The organism is Aeromonas sp. FDAARGOS 1406, from assembly GCF_019048565.1.
Taxonomy (GTDB): domain Bacteria; phylum Pseudomonadota; class Gammaproteobacteria; order Enterobacterales; family Aeromonadaceae; genus Aeromonas; species Aeromonas caviae.
In genome coordinates, this window is sequence record NZ_CP077378.1 from 2,639,531 (window position 1) to 2,654,774 (window position 15,244).

At 62.8% G+C, this 15,244-nt stretch carries 15 protein-coding genes; 10 read left to right on the top strand and 5 right to left on the bottom strand.

Annotated elements, in window-relative coordinates:
* Window positions 1-18: 18 nt before the first annotated feature.
* Window positions 19-1,803 carry a GGDEF domain-containing protein gene (locus I6L36_RS12395; protein WP_216987141.1) on the top strand — a complete coding sequence of 595 codons (1,785 nt, stop codon included), beginning with the start codon at window positions 19-21 and terminating at the stop codon, window positions 1,801-1,803.
* A gap of 18 nt (window positions 1,804-1,821) precedes the next feature.
* Here the strand turns inward: I6L36_RS12395 and fabV are convergent, their stop codons facing one another.
* Window positions 1,822-3,009, bottom strand: a complete 1,188-nt coding sequence (fabV, locus tag I6L36_RS12400) for an enoyl-ACP reductase FabV (protein WP_048209408.1) — start codon at window positions 3,007-3,009, stop codon at window positions 1,822-1,824.
* Window positions 3,010-3,461: 452 nt separating this feature from the next.
* Between fabV and I6L36_RS12405 the strand changes: the two genes are divergently transcribed.
* Both I6L36_RS12405 and trpS read left to right on the top strand, forming a co-directional pair.
* Complete coding sequence (locus tag I6L36_RS12405; RefSeq protein WP_010672329.1) at window positions 3,462-3,896, top strand: universal stress protein; 435 nt, start codon at window positions 3,462-3,464, stop codon at window positions 3,894-3,896.
* A gap of 191 nt (window positions 3,897-4,087) precedes the next feature.
* Window positions 4,088-5,101 (top strand): tryptophan--tRNA ligase, encoded by a 1,014-nt coding sequence (gene trpS / locus I6L36_RS12410; RefSeq protein WP_053287972.1) that lies wholly within the window; start codon window positions 4,088-4,090, stop codon window positions 5,099-5,101.
* Here the strand turns inward: trpS and I6L36_RS12415 are convergent.
* Window positions 5,080-6,054, bottom strand: a complete 975-nt coding sequence (locus I6L36_RS12415) for a LysR family transcriptional regulator (protein ID WP_039040672.1) — start codon at window positions 6,052-6,054, stop codon at window positions 5,080-5,082. The genes trpS and I6L36_RS12415 overlap by 22 nt on opposite strands.
* 91 nt (window positions 6,055-6,145) lie before the next feature.
* Between I6L36_RS12415 and I6L36_RS12420 the strand changes: the two genes are divergently transcribed.
* Entirely contained in the window at window positions 6,146-7,045 is a 900-nt protein-coding gene (locus tag I6L36_RS12420) for a DMT family transporter (RefSeq protein ID WP_042882104.1), read from the top strand.
* Window positions 7,030-7,191 (top strand): hypothetical protein, encoded by a 162-nt coding sequence (locus tag I6L36_RS12425; protein WP_010672325.1) that lies wholly within the window; start codon window positions 7,030-7,032, stop codon window positions 7,189-7,191. Before I6L36_RS12420 ends, I6L36_RS12425 begins: the two co-directional genes overlap by 16 nt.
* Before the next feature lie 105 nt (window positions 7,192-7,296).
* Here the strand turns inward: I6L36_RS12425 and I6L36_RS12430 are convergent, their stop codons facing one another.
* Window positions 7,297-7,767 (bottom strand): DUF6314 family protein, encoded by a 471-nt coding sequence (locus tag I6L36_RS12430; protein ID WP_039040696.1) that lies wholly within the window; start codon window positions 7,765-7,767, stop codon window positions 7,297-7,299.
* Between the two features lie 42 nt (window positions 7,768-7,809).
* Between I6L36_RS12430 and I6L36_RS12435 the strand changes: the two genes are divergently transcribed.
* Entirely contained in the window at window positions 7,810-8,664 is an 855-nt protein-coding gene (locus I6L36_RS12435) for a carboxylate/amino acid/amine transporter (RefSeq protein ID WP_053287971.1), read from the top strand.
* Window positions 8,665-8,727: 63 nt separating this feature from the next.
* Here the strand turns inward: I6L36_RS12435 and I6L36_RS12440 are convergent, their stop codons facing one another.
* Together I6L36_RS12440 and I6L36_RS12445 are read right to left on the bottom strand one after the other, a co-directional pair.
* The gene (locus I6L36_RS12440; RefSeq protein WP_053287970.1) at window positions 8,728-9,591 is read right to left on the bottom strand and encodes a sensor domain-containing diguanylate cyclase; all 864 of its coding nucleotides are present in this window, start codon (window positions 9,589-9,591) and stop codon (window positions 8,728-8,730) included.
* Window positions 9,592-9,760: 169 nt separating this feature from the next.
* The gene (locus I6L36_RS12445) at window positions 9,761-10,474 is read right to left on the bottom strand and encodes a 3-deoxy-D-manno-octulosonic acid kinase (RefSeq protein ID WP_010672321.1); all 714 of its coding nucleotides are present in this window, start codon (window positions 10,472-10,474) and stop codon (window positions 9,761-9,763) included.
* Between the two features lie 138 nt (window positions 10,475-10,612).
* Between I6L36_RS12445 and I6L36_RS12450 the strand changes: the two genes are divergently transcribed.
* The 4 genes from I6L36_RS12450 to spoT all read left to right on the top strand — a co-directional run bounded on the left by I6L36_RS12450 (window position 10,613) and on the right by spoT (window position 15,204).
* Window positions 10,613-11,713 carry a glycosyltransferase family 9 protein gene (locus tag I6L36_RS12450; protein ID WP_053288182.1) on the top strand — a complete coding sequence of 367 codons (1,101 nt, stop codon included), beginning with the start codon at window positions 10,613-10,615 and terminating at the stop codon, window positions 11,711-11,713.
* Between the two features lie 256 nt (window positions 11,714-11,969).
* Window positions 11,970-12,596, top strand: a complete 627-nt coding sequence (gene gmk, locus I6L36_RS12455) for a guanylate kinase (RefSeq protein ID WP_053287969.1) — start codon at window positions 11,970-11,972, stop codon at window positions 12,594-12,596.
* A gap of 79 nt (window positions 12,597-12,675) precedes the next feature.
* Entirely contained in the window at window positions 12,676-12,951 is a 276-nt protein-coding gene (gene rpoZ, locus I6L36_RS12460; protein WP_005307060.1) for a DNA-directed RNA polymerase subunit omega, read from the top strand.
* A gap of 135 nt (window positions 12,952-13,086) precedes the next feature.
* Entirely contained in the window at window positions 13,087-15,204 is a 2,118-nt protein-coding gene (spoT, locus tag I6L36_RS12465) for a bifunctional GTP diphosphokinase/guanosine-3',5'-bis pyrophosphate 3'-pyrophosphohydrolase (RefSeq protein ID WP_053287968.1), read from the top strand.
* Window positions 15,205-15,244 lie beyond the last annotated feature (40 nt).

Sequence of the window (15,244 nt, forward strand, 5' to 3'; positions counted from 1 at the left end):
GATTCAATGAGATTCATAATGGCACTGGCGCTGCTCTGGATGACCCAGTTGCAGGCAGCTCCCTCCTTGCTGAAAGAGGCTGAATTGCAGGCGGCGCGCGATCCCGTCGGCTATCTGCAGCGCCTCGACGCCAGTCCCCAGCAGGATATGGAACTGTTCTACGCCAAGTCCCTGGCCCAGGCAGCCCTTGGCCGCTATTCACAGGCACAGCGCGACAATGCCCGCGCCCGCGGTCTGGCCAATGCCCAGCAGGAGACCCTTCGCCTGCTCGACTTCCGGTTGCAGCAGATTGCCCTGACCCTGGATGCCGATACGCCGGATCAGGCGCTCGATCTGCTAACCCAGCTCTGGCCAGCAGTCCGGCATCACCCCAGGCAAGTCTCGGAGTGGCATGCCCTCAACGGGCTCGCCCTCTACCGTACCCAGCAGATGAAAGAGGCGATCCTCGAGCTCAAGACCGCCTATCACCTCAAGCAGAAAGAGCCGGGTTCCATCCTCTCCACCTTGCAGTGCGGCCGTCTGCTGATGACCCTCGGCAACCTCTATGCGGACCTCAATCTCTACCGTGAGGCCGAGACCTATTATCAGGATGCCCTCGGCCAGATGGTGCAGCTCAACGAACCCAACAGCCAGGCCATCATCCGGGCCAACATGGCCAGGCTCTACATCGACATGGGTCAGCCTGCCAGGGCCAGCCAGTTGCTCGATACCCTGCTGGCCACGCCGAGCCTGTCACCCCACTATCGTGCCATCGTCCTCGGCTACCAGGCCATGGTGTTCAACGCACGGGCGGACTGGCACGCCGCCTGGCGCAGCCTGGAGGAGGCACAAGCCATCTATAACAGGCTGGATAGCCCGCAGGCGGCCTCCCGTCTGACCGAGATCAGGGCAAGAACCCTGCTGGGTCGTGGCGAGAAGCAGCTGGCCCTGCAACTGCTGATGGAGCACACCGCCCCTCTCTCCATGGATGGTCGGGCGATGCAGGCCAGGTTGCTGGCCGATCTGGGCCGCTACCCCGAGGCCTACGGGGCCATGACCCGCTACATGCAGTACTACAAGCAGCACTTCAACCAGACCCTGAGCCAGCACGCGGCCGCCTTCCAGGTCGAGATGGATCTGGCTCGCAGCGAGGCCAGCAATCGCGCGCTGCAGCAGGAGAACGAGAACAAGCGCCAGCAACTGCTCAACCAGCAGAGTGCCCGCTACTACCAATTGCTGCTGCTGGTGCTGCTGGCCGTCGCCCTGATCCTGCTCGGGCTCACCACCCGCAGGCTCCACCGCAGCTCGCGCCACCTCTACAAGCTCGCCACCTTCGATCAGCTGACCGGGCTGCCCAACCGGCGCGCCCTGCTGGAGAGACTGGGTCAGCAGTGGCTGCACGAAACGCCCCTGACCCTGCTCATCATCGACATCGATCACTTCAAGCAGATCAACGACAAGCATGGTCACCAGGCGGGGGATCAGGCTATCCGGCAGTTGGCCAGGGAGCTCAAGAGCTGGGCGCCGGACCAGCAGTTGATCGGGCGCTGGGGCGGGGAAGAATTTCTGGTGGCCATGACCCAGGACGGGGCCACCTGCTGGCGGCTGGCGGAGCAGCTGAGAAGCCGGATCGCCTACCTGGCCGCCCCCCACATGACCATCAGCATCGGGGTGGCGGAACGCTCGACGCAGGATGACAGCCTGAGCCAGCTCATCCATCGGGCCGACATGGCCATGTATCAGGCGAAGCGCCAGGGGCGCAACCAGACCGTGCTGGCCCAGTCTCCCCACCTTTCCCCTGAACTGGCCTGCAACGTCGCCTGATGGCCCCTCGTGCGGGTGTCAGGGCGCCAGCTCAGTGAGTGACGCCACGTTCACCGGCGCACCGTAATCCACCCCCGGCAGCTCGAAGCCGTTGAGCTGCATGAACTCCTGGCGCAACCCGGCAAAATCCCCCAGGGTGCGGAAGTTCTCCGGCGTCACCTTGGGCCAGAGCGCCGAGACGGCGGCCTGCACCGCTGGCTCAAGCTCGTGGTCATCCATCCGGATCAGCCGGTTGCCATCGGCGACGACTCCTCTGGGCCCGTACATCTTGTCGGCAAACAGCCGCTGCATCTGCTCGATGCAGCCCTCGTGGACACCACGCTCCTTCATCACCCCCATCAACAGGCCCAGATAGACAGGCAGCACCGGAATAAACACGCTCGCCTTGGTCACCAGCGCCTTGCAAACCGACACCCAGGCATGACCGCCAATCCCGGCAAGTTGCAGGTTGATGGTCTCGGCGGTGGCGTGCAGGTGCTCCTTGGCATAGCCGATGGTGCCGTCCCGATAGAGGGGATAGGTGGACTCGGGGCCGATATAGGAGTAGGCAACGGTCCGGGCGCCGGGGGCCAGGCAATCCGCCTGCTGCAATGCCTGCATCCAGCGCTGCCAGTCCTCTCCCCCCATCACGGTGACCGTGTCGCGGATCTCCTCCGGGGTGGCTGGCACCAGCGACTGCTGCACCAGCGCATCGTGCTCCAGATCCAGCCCCCAGCCTTGCAGCGGCTGGCCTGTGGTCTTGAGCACCGAGCGTACCTGTGTGCCATCCGGCATCACCCTGACTCCGCTCGCCAGTGAATAGACCACCAGATCCACCTGCCCGAGCTGCTGGCGGATGACGTCGATGGCCTGCTGGCGCATGGTGTCGGAGAAGGCATCTCCGATCAGGTTGACGGCGATGCGACCGGCTTGCTCCGCCGCCTGACGAAACCAGATGTTGTTGTACCAGCCGGCACTGCCGAGCCCCTTGTCGGAGGGACCCCGCTCGAACGAGACGCCCAGGGTATCGGCCCCGGCGCCGAAGGTGAGCGCGATCCGGGACGCCAGCCCGAAACCGGACGATGCCCCCAGCACCAGCACCCGTTTCGGCCCGTTGAACGGCCCCGCCGCCCGCACCTGTTCGATCTGTTGCAGCACGGCGGCGCGACAACCCATGGGGTGGCAATTGCGGGCAACACAACCCTGGATCTGGGGATGAATGATCATGAAGGACTCTCCGGTGCATCGGTGGGGCATGAGAAACGGCCATGACAGCGTCACCCGGTTGCAGGTGAGGGGCCCTGGCCGTTTTGCCAAGGGAACTGGCTACAGCATAACCAAGGGGGGCGGGATTACCTTGATGTCGGACGGGATATGGACTGGAAGAGGGCAGAAAAACAAAAGGGAGCACGAGGCTCCCCAAAGCGGTATTCAGATGCTTTTTGTTGTTTTGTGTTCATTGCGAAGCACGGGCACATCCTATTCCCCCACCTTCCCGAGGGCAATAGCACGCCTGTGACCGGCGTCAAACTCCTGTTCAAAATATGCACTCCCCGGCCACCTGCACCTCTACGCCTTCCGGTTCGGGGTCAGGCAAATCCTGAAACTGTGGCGACGATGCCGTTTTAGTTTCAGCAGACATTGGTATAGTGGACCCAGGATCAGTGAGGAGAACTCCCATGAATGGAACCTATTACAAACACGTACTGGCCGCGATCGACCTGTCGGAAGACAACCGCAAGGTGATCGAGAAGGCGGTCGACCGGGCCCGCTCCAACGGCGCCAAGCTGTCGGTGATCCATGTGGATGTGGACCTCAAGGATCTCTACACCGAGATGATCGACATCGACATCGACAACGTGCAGGACCAGGTGATCGCCGAAGCGAAGGAGAAGCTGGAAGCCTTCCTCGCCTCGGTGGACTACCCCATCGAGAAGAAATTGGTGATCTGCGGCGATCTGAGCGAGCGGGTCAACCAGGCGGTCAAGGACTACCAGATCGACCTGCTGGTGTGCGGCCATCGCCAGAGCTTCTGGAGCCTGCTCACCTCGAGCGCACGCCAGCTGATGAATACCGTGCCCTGCGACATGCTGGTCGTGCCCTTGCAGAAGTGATCGAACAGGCGTAGTGTGATTTGCCATGAATATGACCTCATTCAATCACAACTACTGGTGGTGCTGCTTCTAAACAGGCGGCACTGCTTTTCTATGTAAAATTTCCCAAAGAAAACACCGTGACCGCCGAGAGGCGGTCATTGTTTTCATCCCTTTGTCGCCTCCCGGCTCACCCAACTGGAGAGAGTGACATGCACAACCCCGTGATCCTGACCGGCGACCGCCCCACCGGCAAACTGCACATCGGCCACTACGTCGGCTCCCTGCTCCAGCGCGTGGCCGCCCAGCACCATTACCGCCAGTTCGTCATGATCGCCGATCTGCAGGCGCTGACCGACAACGGCCACAACCCGGCCAAGGTGACCGATCACGTGCTGGAGGTAATGGCCGACTACCTGGCCGCCGGCCTCGACCCGGCCAAGACCACCTTCTGCCTGCAGAGCGCCCTGCCCGCCCTCGCCGAACTCACGACCTACTACCTCAACCTGGTCAGCGTCGCACGGCTGGAGCGCAACCCCACCGTCAAGGCCGAAATCCAGCAGAAAGGGTTCGAGCGCAGCCTGCCCGCCGGCTTCCTCGTCTATCCGGTCAGCCAGGCCGCCGACATCACCGCCTTTCGTGCCACTCACGTGCCGGTGGGCGAGGATCAGCTGCCCATGCTGGAGCAGACCAACGAGATAGTGCGCCGCTTCAACACCCTGGTGGGCAAAGAGGTGCTGACCGAGTGCCAGCCCATCCTGAGCGACACCGGCCGCCTGCCCGGCATCGACGGCAAGGCCAAGATGTCAAAGTCCCTTGGCAACACCATCGAACTCGGCATGTCGAGCGGCGAGATCAAGCAGGCGGTGTTCGCCATGTATACCGACCCCAATCACCTCAAGGTGAGCGATCCGGGTCAGGTGGAGGGCAATACGGTGTTCGCCTATCTGGATGCCTTCCACCCCGACAAGGCACTGGTGGCCGAGATGAAGGCCCATTACCAGCGCGGTGGTCTGGGGGACATGCGCTGCAAGCAGGTACTCAACGACTGCCTGCAGACCCTGCTCGCTCCGATGCGGGAGCGGCGCGAGGCAGCCATCGCCGACAAGCGCCAGCTGCTGCGCCTGTTGCAGCAGGGCACCGAGCAGGCCCGGGCCCTCACCGACGAGGTGCTGGCCGAGGTGAAGGGTGCGATGGGGCTGGACTACTTCTCCGGATTGGCGTGATCTGCCCCCTGCGGCGCGGGATGGCCGAGCGCATCCGCGCCGTAGCGCTCCCTCGCCAGCCGGTGCAACAACCCCTTGAACCAACCGATCGCCTCGTCATGGGCACTGAGCGGGTGGCCCGCCATCAGGTAGACGATGGGGATGGCGGGTTCCAGCTGGTGCAGGCGCAACGGATAGTGGCGACAGAAGTGGCGCCCGATCATCTCGGGCACCACCACCAGGTAGCGGCCGGTCGCCATCAGCGGCGGTACCGCCATAAAGCTCGGCAGCCTGACCCCCAGCTCCCGCTCTACCCCGAAACGGGCCAGCCAGAGATCCACCATGGCCTGGCTGTGGCCCCAGCTGGACGTGTGGATATGGGGGCGGCTGACCAGTTCTCCCGGCCCCAGCATGTCGGGCAGAGCGCTGCCGAGGGGCGACAAACAGACCAGCGGATTGCTGAACCACTCCTCGCGCCACAACCGGGGCGAGAGATGGTTGGCACCGGCAAACCCGATCACCAGATCCAGTTCCCCCTTCTCCAGCTCCCGCTCGTAGTCGCTGTCCGCCAGCTCGCACACTTCCAGTCGGCAATGGGGAGCCTGCTGCACCATCCACTCCACCAGCACCGGCACCAGGCCGTGCTCCACCGAGCCCGGGGTGGCGATGCGAAAGATCCGCCGGGCACTTGCCGGGTCGAATCCCTTGGCCTGACGCAGCCCCTGCTCCAGCATGGCCAGCGCCTGGCGCACCGGGCTCGCCAGCGCCTTGGCCCGTTCGGTCGGCATCATCTCGCGCCGACTCATCACGAACAGGGGGTCGTCAAGCGCCGTTCGCAGCCGCCCCAGCGCATGGCTGACGGTGGACTGGGAGAGGTGCAGCCGTTCGGCGGCACGGGTGACGTTGCGCTCCTGCATCAGCATGTCGAACACGGTGAGCAGGTTGAGGTCGAGGCGGGAGAGGGGCAGTTCCATCGATATTGGCCATAGTTGAATGACGACAATTCATTTTTGGCATAGTAGCAGATTGCATAGAATGCGCAGGCGAATTACATCGGAGATTCAAATGCGTAGCTATCTGTTGTTGCTGGCGATCGGCCTGTTGTGGGGCTCCCAGTTCATTTTCATGCACCAGGCCGTGGCTGAACTGCCCCCCATCATGGTGGCCGCCGGACGCGCCCTGTGCGGCAGCCTGACCCTGGGTCTGCTCTGCCTGTTCATGCGCCTCAAGAGTGAACACACACCCTGGCGAACCTATATGCTGATCGCCCTGCTCGACGCCACCATCCCCTTCATCATGGTGGCCTGGGGACAACAGTATGTGGACAGCGCCATCGCGGCCGTGGTCATGGGTTGTATCCCCTTTGTGACCATTCTGGCGGCTCCCTTGTTTATTTCTGGTGAAAGAATCACCAAGGGCGGCCTCGTCTCCGTGATCATCGGCTTCGTCGGCGTGCTGGTACTGTTCTGGCCCAAGCTGACCAGCGGCATGAATGCCGGCCTGCTCGGTGCCATGGCCATCCTGTTCGGTGCCAGCTGCTTCGCCATCGGCCTGCTGATGATCAAGCGCTTCGCCAAGGACCATCCTGTGGTCGTGGCCCGCAACATCCTGATCTCCTCGGCCATCCAGCTGCTGCTGGCCGCGCCCTTCGTGGCCGACCTGAGCACCCTCACCCTGCCGAGCCAGCAGGCCATGGGCGCCGTCGCCATGCTGGGGATCTTCTGTACCGGCCTGGTCTACTTCCTCTACATGGCGCTGATCCAGAAGGCGGGCCCGACCTTCGCCTCCTTCAGCAACTACCTGGTGCCGCTGTTCGGCGTCATGCTGGGAGCCCTGTTCCTCGGCGAGCAGATCCAGTCCACCACGGGCGTGGCGCTGGCCCTGATCCTGGGTTCGGTCGCCCTCAACCAGTGGGCACAGCAGCGCCGCCAACAGCGGGAGGCTGCCCTATGTCAGGCATCCTGACCACCCTCTGCGGCGGTCTGGTACTGATAGCCGGCTGGCAGTATCGCCACCGGCTGGCCGGGGTGCTGGGTCTGCTGATGGTGCTGCTGCCCTGGTTCTTCGACAGCAAGCTGCAAGCCATGCTGAACTATGCACTGAATGCCTGAAGACCCTCTCTGCGTGTGTGACGAGAGTGTATCTCTCCTGTTTTTGGGACCGTTTTAACAAAACCTCCGATTTGTCCCCTCTACCGGCGCCCTGCGCCGGTTTTTTTATCTCTGCGCCTCTGGTCCGTAGCGATAACTCAACCGCTCGTTCTTGCGCGGCCCCGTTATCTGCCAGGCGAGCAGGAAACCCTCGCCGGTTTCGGTCAGCTCGGCGCTGTAGTGATCCTGCCCGCACAGGTGAGGCTCGGCCGTGACCCAGTGCCCGTCCCCCCGGGGCAACAGCTCGAACAGCATCACCGGCTGCTCGTAGCGCAGGTGGGAGAGCATGATCCCCCGTGCGGTGCGCTGCCACCAGAAGCGGTTGTGCATGGTCAGCTCCCGGCCATGGGGCGTGGTGTAGCGACCCGTCTCGGCATACAGCCACCCCCCATGGTGATCGGTCACCACCACGGCACCCTCCCCGCGACCGCACCAGTCGGTGGCGGATCCGACCCCGTTGCTCGCCTCGAAGGCAAATGCTCCGATCTGTGACAACCCTTCCCATAAACGCTGGATCGCGCCTTCCAACTCGGCCATCATAGCGCCCTCCAAATTGACAACTGACGACAATTCAATCACATGAACTACTTGATAGGGGTTACCCTGCTCTGGTCCTTCTCCTTCAGCCTGATCGGGGTCTACCTTGCCGGTCAGGTGGATGCCTACTTCTCGGTACTGACCCGCATCGTGCTCGCCAGCCTGGTGTTTCTGCCCTTCCTGCGCCGTCGCTGGCTGCGCCCCGATCTGGTGGCCAAGCTGATGGCCCTCGGTGCCATCCAGCTCGGCATCATGTATCTCTTCTACTACCACTCCTTCTTGCTCTTGACGGTACCGGAAGTGCTGGTGTTCACCATCTTCACCCCCATCTATGTCACCCTGATCCACGACCTGCTGGAAGGGCGCTTCAAGCCTGTCTATCTGTGGGGGGCCCTGCTGGCGGTGCTGGGGGCGGCCGTCATCCGTTTCGACGGCCTGACCGAAAACTATGTACTGGGATTCCTGGTGGTGCAGGGCGCCAACGTCTGCTTCGCTCTGGGCCAGGTAGGCTACAAGGTGCTGCTGGCCCGGGAGGCTGAGCAGCCGCCCCAGCTGGCGGTGTTCGGCTGCTTCTATCTGGGCGCCCTGGTGATCGCCCTGCCCGCCTGGTGGCTGCTGGGCAAACCTCAATATCCCGCCAGCTCCCTGCAATGGGGCATCCTCTTCTGGCTGGGGGTCGGGGCATCCGGGCTCGGCTACTTCCTGTGGAACAAGGGGGCGACCCTGGTCAGCAGCGGCGTGCTGGCCATCATGAACAACGCCTTGATCCCCGCGGGTCTGCTGGTCAATCTGGTGCTCTGGGGAAAGGATACCGACCTGCTCAGGCTCGGTCTGGGCGCCCTGCTGATGCTGGCTTCTCTCTGGGTCTGCCAGCGTCAGCAGGTCAGTGAGCGCTGACTGAAAACCATTGACGCTGATGGGTCCATCGGCGTCAATGGGTACGCGGACAGTGACTGGCCGTCAGCCGACCACGGCGTTGTGTTCCCGCTTCGCCTGACCGTGGCAGGAGGCCAACCGGGCCAGCAGGTGATCGAGCTGCTCGGCACTCTGGCTCTGCACCAGGCCGATGCTCACGGTCACCGGACGCTGGGGCAGCAGGCTGGCGTCGGCGATCTCGAGACGCAGCCGCTCGGCAATCTCCAGGCCACTCAGCCGATCGGTCTGGGAGAGCATCAGGATGAAGCCGTCTTCGTCCCAACGGGCGAAGGGATCTTCCCGGCGCAGCTCGCGGCGCACGATGCGGGCCAGCTTGGCCAGCATGGCGTCGCAGGCCGCCTCCCCGAACAACTGCAGGATCTTGCTGCGGTGATCCACGCTGAACTGCAGCAGACAGAAACTGCCGCTTTCGCTGGCCAGCCGTTCATCCAGCAACAGCTCGAAGTGGCTGCGGCTCTCGAGGCCGGTGAGGGGATCCGTGTCGTGGCGATCCTCCAGGGGCGCCATGGCGGCATCCAGATGGCGAACCACCCCCAGCAGTTGACCCCCTTCGTCGCGACGGACCCGCTCCTCCAGCCGGATGTAATGGCCCTGATGGTGCAGGATGCGGTACTCGAGTCGAAGCCCGTTACTGCGCCCATGCTGGCAGGCCTCCAGGGCCTCTGCCAGACGGGGAGCATCATCCGGATGTACCCGATCCAGCCAGCCGAGATCCCCCAACTCGCCCCCCTCCAGACCCAGCAGTTGCAGACAGGAAGGGTCCCGCCTCAGACCCTGCCCGGCCGACCAGGTCCAGATCCCGGCCTCCAACATCGCCATGGCCTGTGCCATCAGCGTCACCTCAAGGGGAGTGGTGACCTCAACCCCGGGAGTCTCATACCTTTCCATCACGCGCCTCGAAACCGGATCTGAATATCTGTCCAAGCAATCACACTCAATAAGTAACATTGGTGCTGGCGCCGAGCAACCGCGCCAGCATCGCTGGCCTCGCACCTCTCGCCCCCGGTGGTCCGCCATCAGGGCCTGCCAGCCTCCAGCTACGAAGTGGAACCCGACGTCACGCCACCTTGCCCTGATAGCCTGCCATCAGGGCCTGCCAGTTCTCCGGCACGAAGTGGAAGCTGGTGTGCAGTTGCGACTCCTTGTTGAAGGAGCGCAGCAACCGCTCCAGGTTGGCCTGCTGCCAGTTGCCGGGGGAGCGGATGGCTCCTTTGTCGAAGTCGATCACCCACACCTTGCCCTCCTTGTCGAGCAGCAGGTTGTGGCTGTTGAGATCCGCATGATAGACCCCTGCATCGTGCAACTGGCGCACCGTTTTGCCTATCTTGTGCCACACCTCACCGGCGATCGGCCCCTGCTTGAGCAGGGCCACCAGATCCTTGGCGCCGCGAATGCGCTCGATCAGGATGTCGGCCCGATAGAAGGGCCCCTGCTTGACCATGCGGGCCGCAAAGGGGCGCGGCACCGGCAGCCCCTGTTCACTCAGGGTCGCCAGCAGACGATATTCAGCCATGGCCCGGCTGCTCTCCACCCCTTCAAACCAGAACCGGTCACGCACCAGCTTGCCCACCATGCCGCCACGGTAGTAGTGACGCAGCACCAAGTGACGGGACTCATCCTTCACGAACCAGGTCACCCCGCGGCCGATGGAAGAGCCCACCACCTGGCGATGGGTCTGCCACCAGACAGGATCGAACAAGGCAGGGGAAGGATCGCGGAAGACTCCGTCGGCATACCAGCAGACCTGGTTGTGGGTGGTGTGTGTCAGCATGATGAGAATTCCGGTCGATAGTGGGGGCAGGGCATCCATTCAGAAAGCCGTGCCGGTCGGGCAACCGGCGCAATTTTACAATCCACAGGGGAGTTTGCATAATGCCATCCATCCATTTTGCCATCGTTGCGCCACATCATGCCGCTGTTCCAAACGCCGCCCTCCTCCATCTGCATCCTGCGGCTCTCCGCCATCGGAGATTGCTGCCACGCGCTGGCGCTGGTGCGCGTCATCCAGCGGGAGTGGCCCCAGACCCGCATCACCTGGATCACCGGCAAGATTGAGGCGACCCTGTTCGCCGATCTGCCGGGGGTCGAGGTCATTCCCTTCGACAAGAGCAAGGGGTGGCGCGGCTATCGCGATCTCTGGCAGACCCTCAAGGGGCGCAGGTTCGATGCCCTGCTCCACCTGCAGGCCGCCATGCGCGCCAGCATCGCCACCCTCGGCATCAAGGCCAAGGTCAAACTCGGGTTTGATCGGGAGCGCGCCAGCGACGGTCAGTGGTTGTTCACCAACCATCGGGTCCCCTCACCCGCCTCCCCCCACGTGCTGGACGGCTTTCTCGCCTTCGCCAAAGAGCTCGGGATAAAAGATCTGACCCCGGACTGGCAACTGCCCATCAGCGCCGAGCACCAGACCTGGGCCCGGGAGACGATCGGCGGCAAACCGACCCTGCTCATCTGCGCCGCTGCCAGCAAGGCATTCAAGAATTGGACTGCCGCCGGCTACGCCGCGCTGGCGGATCACGCCGCAGACAAGGGCTTTCAGGTCTATCTGTGCGGCGGACCGGCCAGGCTGGAGCGGGATCTCGCCGCCGAGATCCAGCGCCTCAGCCAGAGCAAGCCGGCAGATTTGGTGGGGCAGACCAGCCTCAAGCAATTGCTGGCGCTGATTGGCGAGGCGAGCCTGGTGCTGGCCCCGGATACCGGCCCTGCCCACATGGCCACCCTGGTGGGGACACCCGTGATCGGCCTCTACGCCCACCACAACCCGGAGCGTACCGGCCCCTATCTGTGCCGGGATTATCTGGTCAGCGTCTATCAGGAACTGATTGAGCAGGAGACCGGCAAGCCGCTGGCCGAGCTCGGCTGGCGCACCCGCCTCAAGGATCCGGACGCCATGGCCAAGATAAGCCGCGAGCGGGTCATCGCCGCCTTCGACCGCCTCTGTACCGACAAGCATCTTCTACCGACCCAGGGCAACTCGGAAATTCCGAGCCCTGGCGCAGGGATAATCTGATGGCCCGGCCCCGGCTCCGTGGGCAGAATGGCCCTCTATGCGGGCAACGCCCGCACAGCAAGCTACGGATATTTTGATCGGCTGGAATATGATTCCGGCCGTTTTTTTATCCGCCCCCATCTGCTAAGATTCGCCGCCTTTACATCCTCCTGACTCTGATTCCTCCGCGCATTGCGAGCAACCGTCTCCCTTATCGGGCACAAGACGGCGGCCTCTGCTACAACCAAAGCGCGGATCATCGCTTAAAGGTACAGACATGGCGCAACAAGGCACTCTCTATATCATCTCTTCCCCGAGCGGGGCCGGTAAGTCCAGCCTGCTCAATGCCTTGCTGACCCAGCACAACGCCGCCGGCAAGATGCAACTCTCGGTCTCCCACACCACGCGCGCCACCCGTCCCGGTGAAGAGCACGGGGTGCACTACCACTTCGTCAAGGTGGAAGAGTTCAAGGCGCTGATCGAGCGCGGTGACTTTCTCGAGTGGGCAGAAGTCTTCGGCAACTACTACGGCACTTCCCGCGCCGCCATCGAGGCCTGCCTGGCGCAGAGCATCGACGTCTTCCTCGACATCGACTGGCAGGGCGCCCGCCAGATCCGCGAACAGATGCCGACCAAGTCCATCTTCATCCTGCCTCCCAGCCGCGAGGAGCTGGAGCGCCGCCTGATCGGCCGCGGCCAGGACAGCGCCGAGGTGATCAAGGGCCGGATGGAGAAAGCCATTGCCGAAATGGTGCACTATGACGAGTATGACTATGTCATCATCAATGAAGACTTTGAGCTGGCACTGTTCCAACTCAGGGCCGTCATCGAGTGCCAGCGCCTGGAAATGCGTCAGCAACAGCAGGCCCAGCAAAACTTGCTGAAACAGCTACTGGCAGAGTAAGCCAAAAACAAGTAAACTTTTGCGTCATTTTTAAACACTGCTTTTTCAATCACAGAAAGCCCAAACACTGGAGTCCCGCATGGCCCGCGTTACTGTAGAAGATGCTGTAAAACAGGTAGGTAACCGTTTTGACCTGGTGCTGGTCGCCGCGCGCCGCGCTCGTCAAATCGCGGTACAAGGCAAGGATCCCCTGGTCGACGAAGAGAACGACAAGCCGACCGTGATCGCCCTGCGCGAGATCGAACTGGGTCTGGTCAACAACCAGGTGATGGATACTCAGGACCGCTACGAGCAGCAAGAGCAGGAAGCCGCCGAGCTGGCTGCCGTTGCTGCCATCGCAGAAGGTCGCGGCTAAGTCAGTCGCTTCCCATAGTCGGCGCCCGCCCGGGTGCCGGCTGTTCTCCCCATTTACAACCGCTCGAAAACCTCGCAAACTCGAGGGCATACCCTCAATTTCACGGATTGCCGTTTAACCGCTGCGGGGACTGTCTTGTATTTATTTGAAAATCTTAAAGAAATAGCCAGTTCCTACCTGCCACCCGAGCAGGTTGAGAAGCTCAGGCAAGCCTATGTGGTAGCCCGCGATGCTCACCAGGGACAGATGCGTTCCAGTGGTGAACCCTACATCACTCATCCCGTTGCCGTGGCCCGCATCCTGGGCGACATGCGCCTCGATCACGAGACCCTGATGGCTGCCGTGCTGCACGACGTCATCGAAGATACCCCTGTCACCAAGGACGATCTTGCCGAGCAGTTTGGCAACGCCGTCGCCGAGCTGGTCTCCGGTGTCTCCAAGCTCGACAAGCTGAAGTTCCGCGATCGCAAGGAAGCGCAGGTCGAGAACTTCCGCAAGATGATGATGGCCATGACCCAGGACATCCGGGTCATCCTCATCAAGCTGGCCGACCGCACTCACAACATGCGTACCCTCGGCTCCTTGCGACCGGACAAGCGCCGCCGCATCGCCCGGGAAACCCTCGAGATTTTCGCCCCCATCGCCAACCGCCTCGGTATTCACACCATGAAGAACGAGCTGGAAGAGCTCGGTTTCGAGGCGCTCTACCCCATGCGCTCCCGGGTACTGCGGGAATCGGTGCGCCGCGCCCGTGGCAACCGGCGCGAGATCATCGACTCCATCCAGAGCGAGATTGAGGGGCGTCTGCGGGAAGCCGGTATCGATGCCCAGGTAAGTGGACGCGAGAAGAACCTGTTCTCCATCTACAACAAGATGGAGAAGAAAGAACTGCAATTCCACGAAGTGATGGATATCTATGCTTTCAGAGTGAGAGTGAAAGACATAGACACCTGCTACCGGGTGCTTGGGCAGATGCACAGCCTCTACAAGCCGCGCCCCGGTCGCTTCAAGGACTACATCGCCATCCCCAAGACCAACGGCTACCAGTCCCTGCACACCTCCCTGGTGGGCCCCCACGGGGTACCGGTGGAGGTGCAGATCCGCACCGAGTTCATGGACCAGATGGCCGACAAGGGCGTCGCCGCCCACTGGGCCTACAAGCAGGATGGGGACAGCTCGGGCACCACGGCCCAGATCCGCGCCCAGCGCTGGATGCAGAGCCTGCTGGAGCTGCAACAGAGCGCCGGCAGCTCCTTCGAGTTCATCGAGGGAGTCAAGACCGACCTCTTCCCCGACGAGATCTATGTCTTCACACCGGAGGGCCGCATCATGGAGCTGCCCGCCGGCGCCACCCCGGTGGACTTCGCCTACACGGTGCACACAGACATCGGTCATGCCTGCGTCGGTTCCCGGGTCGACCGCCACCCCTATCCGCTGAGCAGCCCGCTGCACTCCGGTCAGACGGTGGAGATCATCACGGCCCCCGGCGCCCGCCCGAACGCGGCCTGGCTCAACTTCGTGGTGACCACCAAGGCGCGCTCCAAGATACGTCAGTTCCTCAAGAACCTGCGCACCGAAGAGTCCGTGGTGCTGGGCCGCCGCCTGCTCAACCATGCCCTCGGCGCCAAGAACATCGAAGACATCCCGGAAGCCCGCGTCAAGCAGGTGCTGGCCGATACCAAACACGAGAACCTGCAGGGGCTGCTGGCCGACGTGGGCCTTGGCAACGCCATGAGCGTCATGGTGGCACGCCGCATGCTGGGAGATGAACTGCCGCTGGAAGAGCAGCCCAAATCCACCAGCAAGAAGATGCCGATCAAGGGGGCCGACGGCATGCTGGTCACCTTCGCCAACTGCTGCCGCCCCATCCCGGGGGACGCCATCATTGCCCACATCAGCCCGGGCAAGGGACTGGTGATCCACCAGGAGTCCTGCCGCAACATCAAGGGCTACAGCCGCGAACCGGACAAATACCTGCCGGTGCAGTGGGAGGTGGACAAGGAGCAGGAGCAGGAATTCCGCACCGGCATCAGCATCGAGATCGTCAACCACCAGGGCGCCCTGGCGGAGCTGGCCAACGTGATTGCCGCCACCGGCGCCAACATCCACGCCATCAGCACCGAGGAGAAGGATGGCCGGGTCTATGTGGTCACCCTGCTCATCACCACCAAGAGCCGGATCCACCTCGCCAACATCATGCGCAAGATCCGGGTCATGCCCAACGTGCTCAGGGTGAGCCGACAGAAAAACTGAACACAGGCGGCGCAAGCCGCCTGCTGCTTTTCAAGAGATA

What these genes read in the sequence shown, in the direction of transcription:
- I6L36_RS12395 (WP_216987141.1), top strand. Translation starts at nt 19, where the DNA reads ATGGCACTGGCGCTGCTCTGGATGACCCAGTTGCAGGCAGCTCCCTCC.
- fabV (WP_048209408.1), bottom strand. Translation starts at nt 3,009, where the DNA reads ATGATCATTCATCCCCAGATCCAGGGTTGTGTTGCCCGCAATTGCCAC.
- I6L36_RS12405 (WP_010672329.1), top strand. Translation starts at nt 3,462, where the DNA reads ATGAATGGAACCTATTACAAACACGTACTGGCCGCGATCGACCTGTCG.
- trpS (WP_053287972.1), top strand. Translation starts at nt 4,088, where the DNA reads ATGCACAACCCCGTGATCCTGACCGGCGACCGCCCCACCGGCAAACTG.
- I6L36_RS12415 (WP_039040672.1), bottom strand. Translation starts at nt 6,054, where the DNA reads ATGGAACTGCCCCTCTCCCGCCTCGACCTCAACCTGCTCACCGTGTTC.
- I6L36_RS12420 (WP_042882104.1), top strand. Translation starts at nt 6,146, where the DNA reads ATGCGTAGCTATCTGTTGTTGCTGGCGATCGGCCTGTTGTGGGGCTCC.
- I6L36_RS12425 (WP_010672325.1), top strand. Translation starts at nt 7,030, where the DNA reads ATGTCAGGCATCCTGACCACCCTCTGCGGCGGTCTGGTACTGATAGCC.
- I6L36_RS12430 (WP_039040696.1), bottom strand. Translation starts at nt 7,767, where the DNA reads ATGGCCGAGTTGGAAGGCGCGATCCAGCGTTTATGGGAAGGGTTGTCA.
- I6L36_RS12435 (WP_053287971.1), top strand. Translation starts at nt 7,810, where the DNA reads ATGAACTACTTGATAGGGGTTACCCTGCTCTGGTCCTTCTCCTTCAGC.
- I6L36_RS12440 (WP_053287970.1), bottom strand. Translation starts at nt 9,591, where the DNA reads ATGGAAAGGTATGAGACTCCCGGGGTTGAGGTCACCACTCCCCTTGAG.
- I6L36_RS12445 (WP_010672321.1), bottom strand. Translation starts at nt 10,474, where the DNA reads ATGCTGACACACACCACCCACAACCAGGTCTGCTGGTATGCCGACGGA.
- I6L36_RS12450 (WP_053288182.1), top strand. Translation starts at nt 10,613, where the DNA reads ATGCCGCTGTTCCAAACGCCGCCCTCCTCCATCTGCATCCTGCGGCTC.
- gmk (WP_053287969.1), top strand. Translation starts at nt 11,970, where the DNA reads ATGGCGCAACAAGGCACTCTCTATATCATCTCTTCCCCGAGCGGGGCC.
- rpoZ (WP_005307060.1), top strand. Translation starts at nt 12,676, where the DNA reads ATGGCCCGCGTTACTGTAGAAGATGCTGTAAAACAGGTAGGTAACCGT.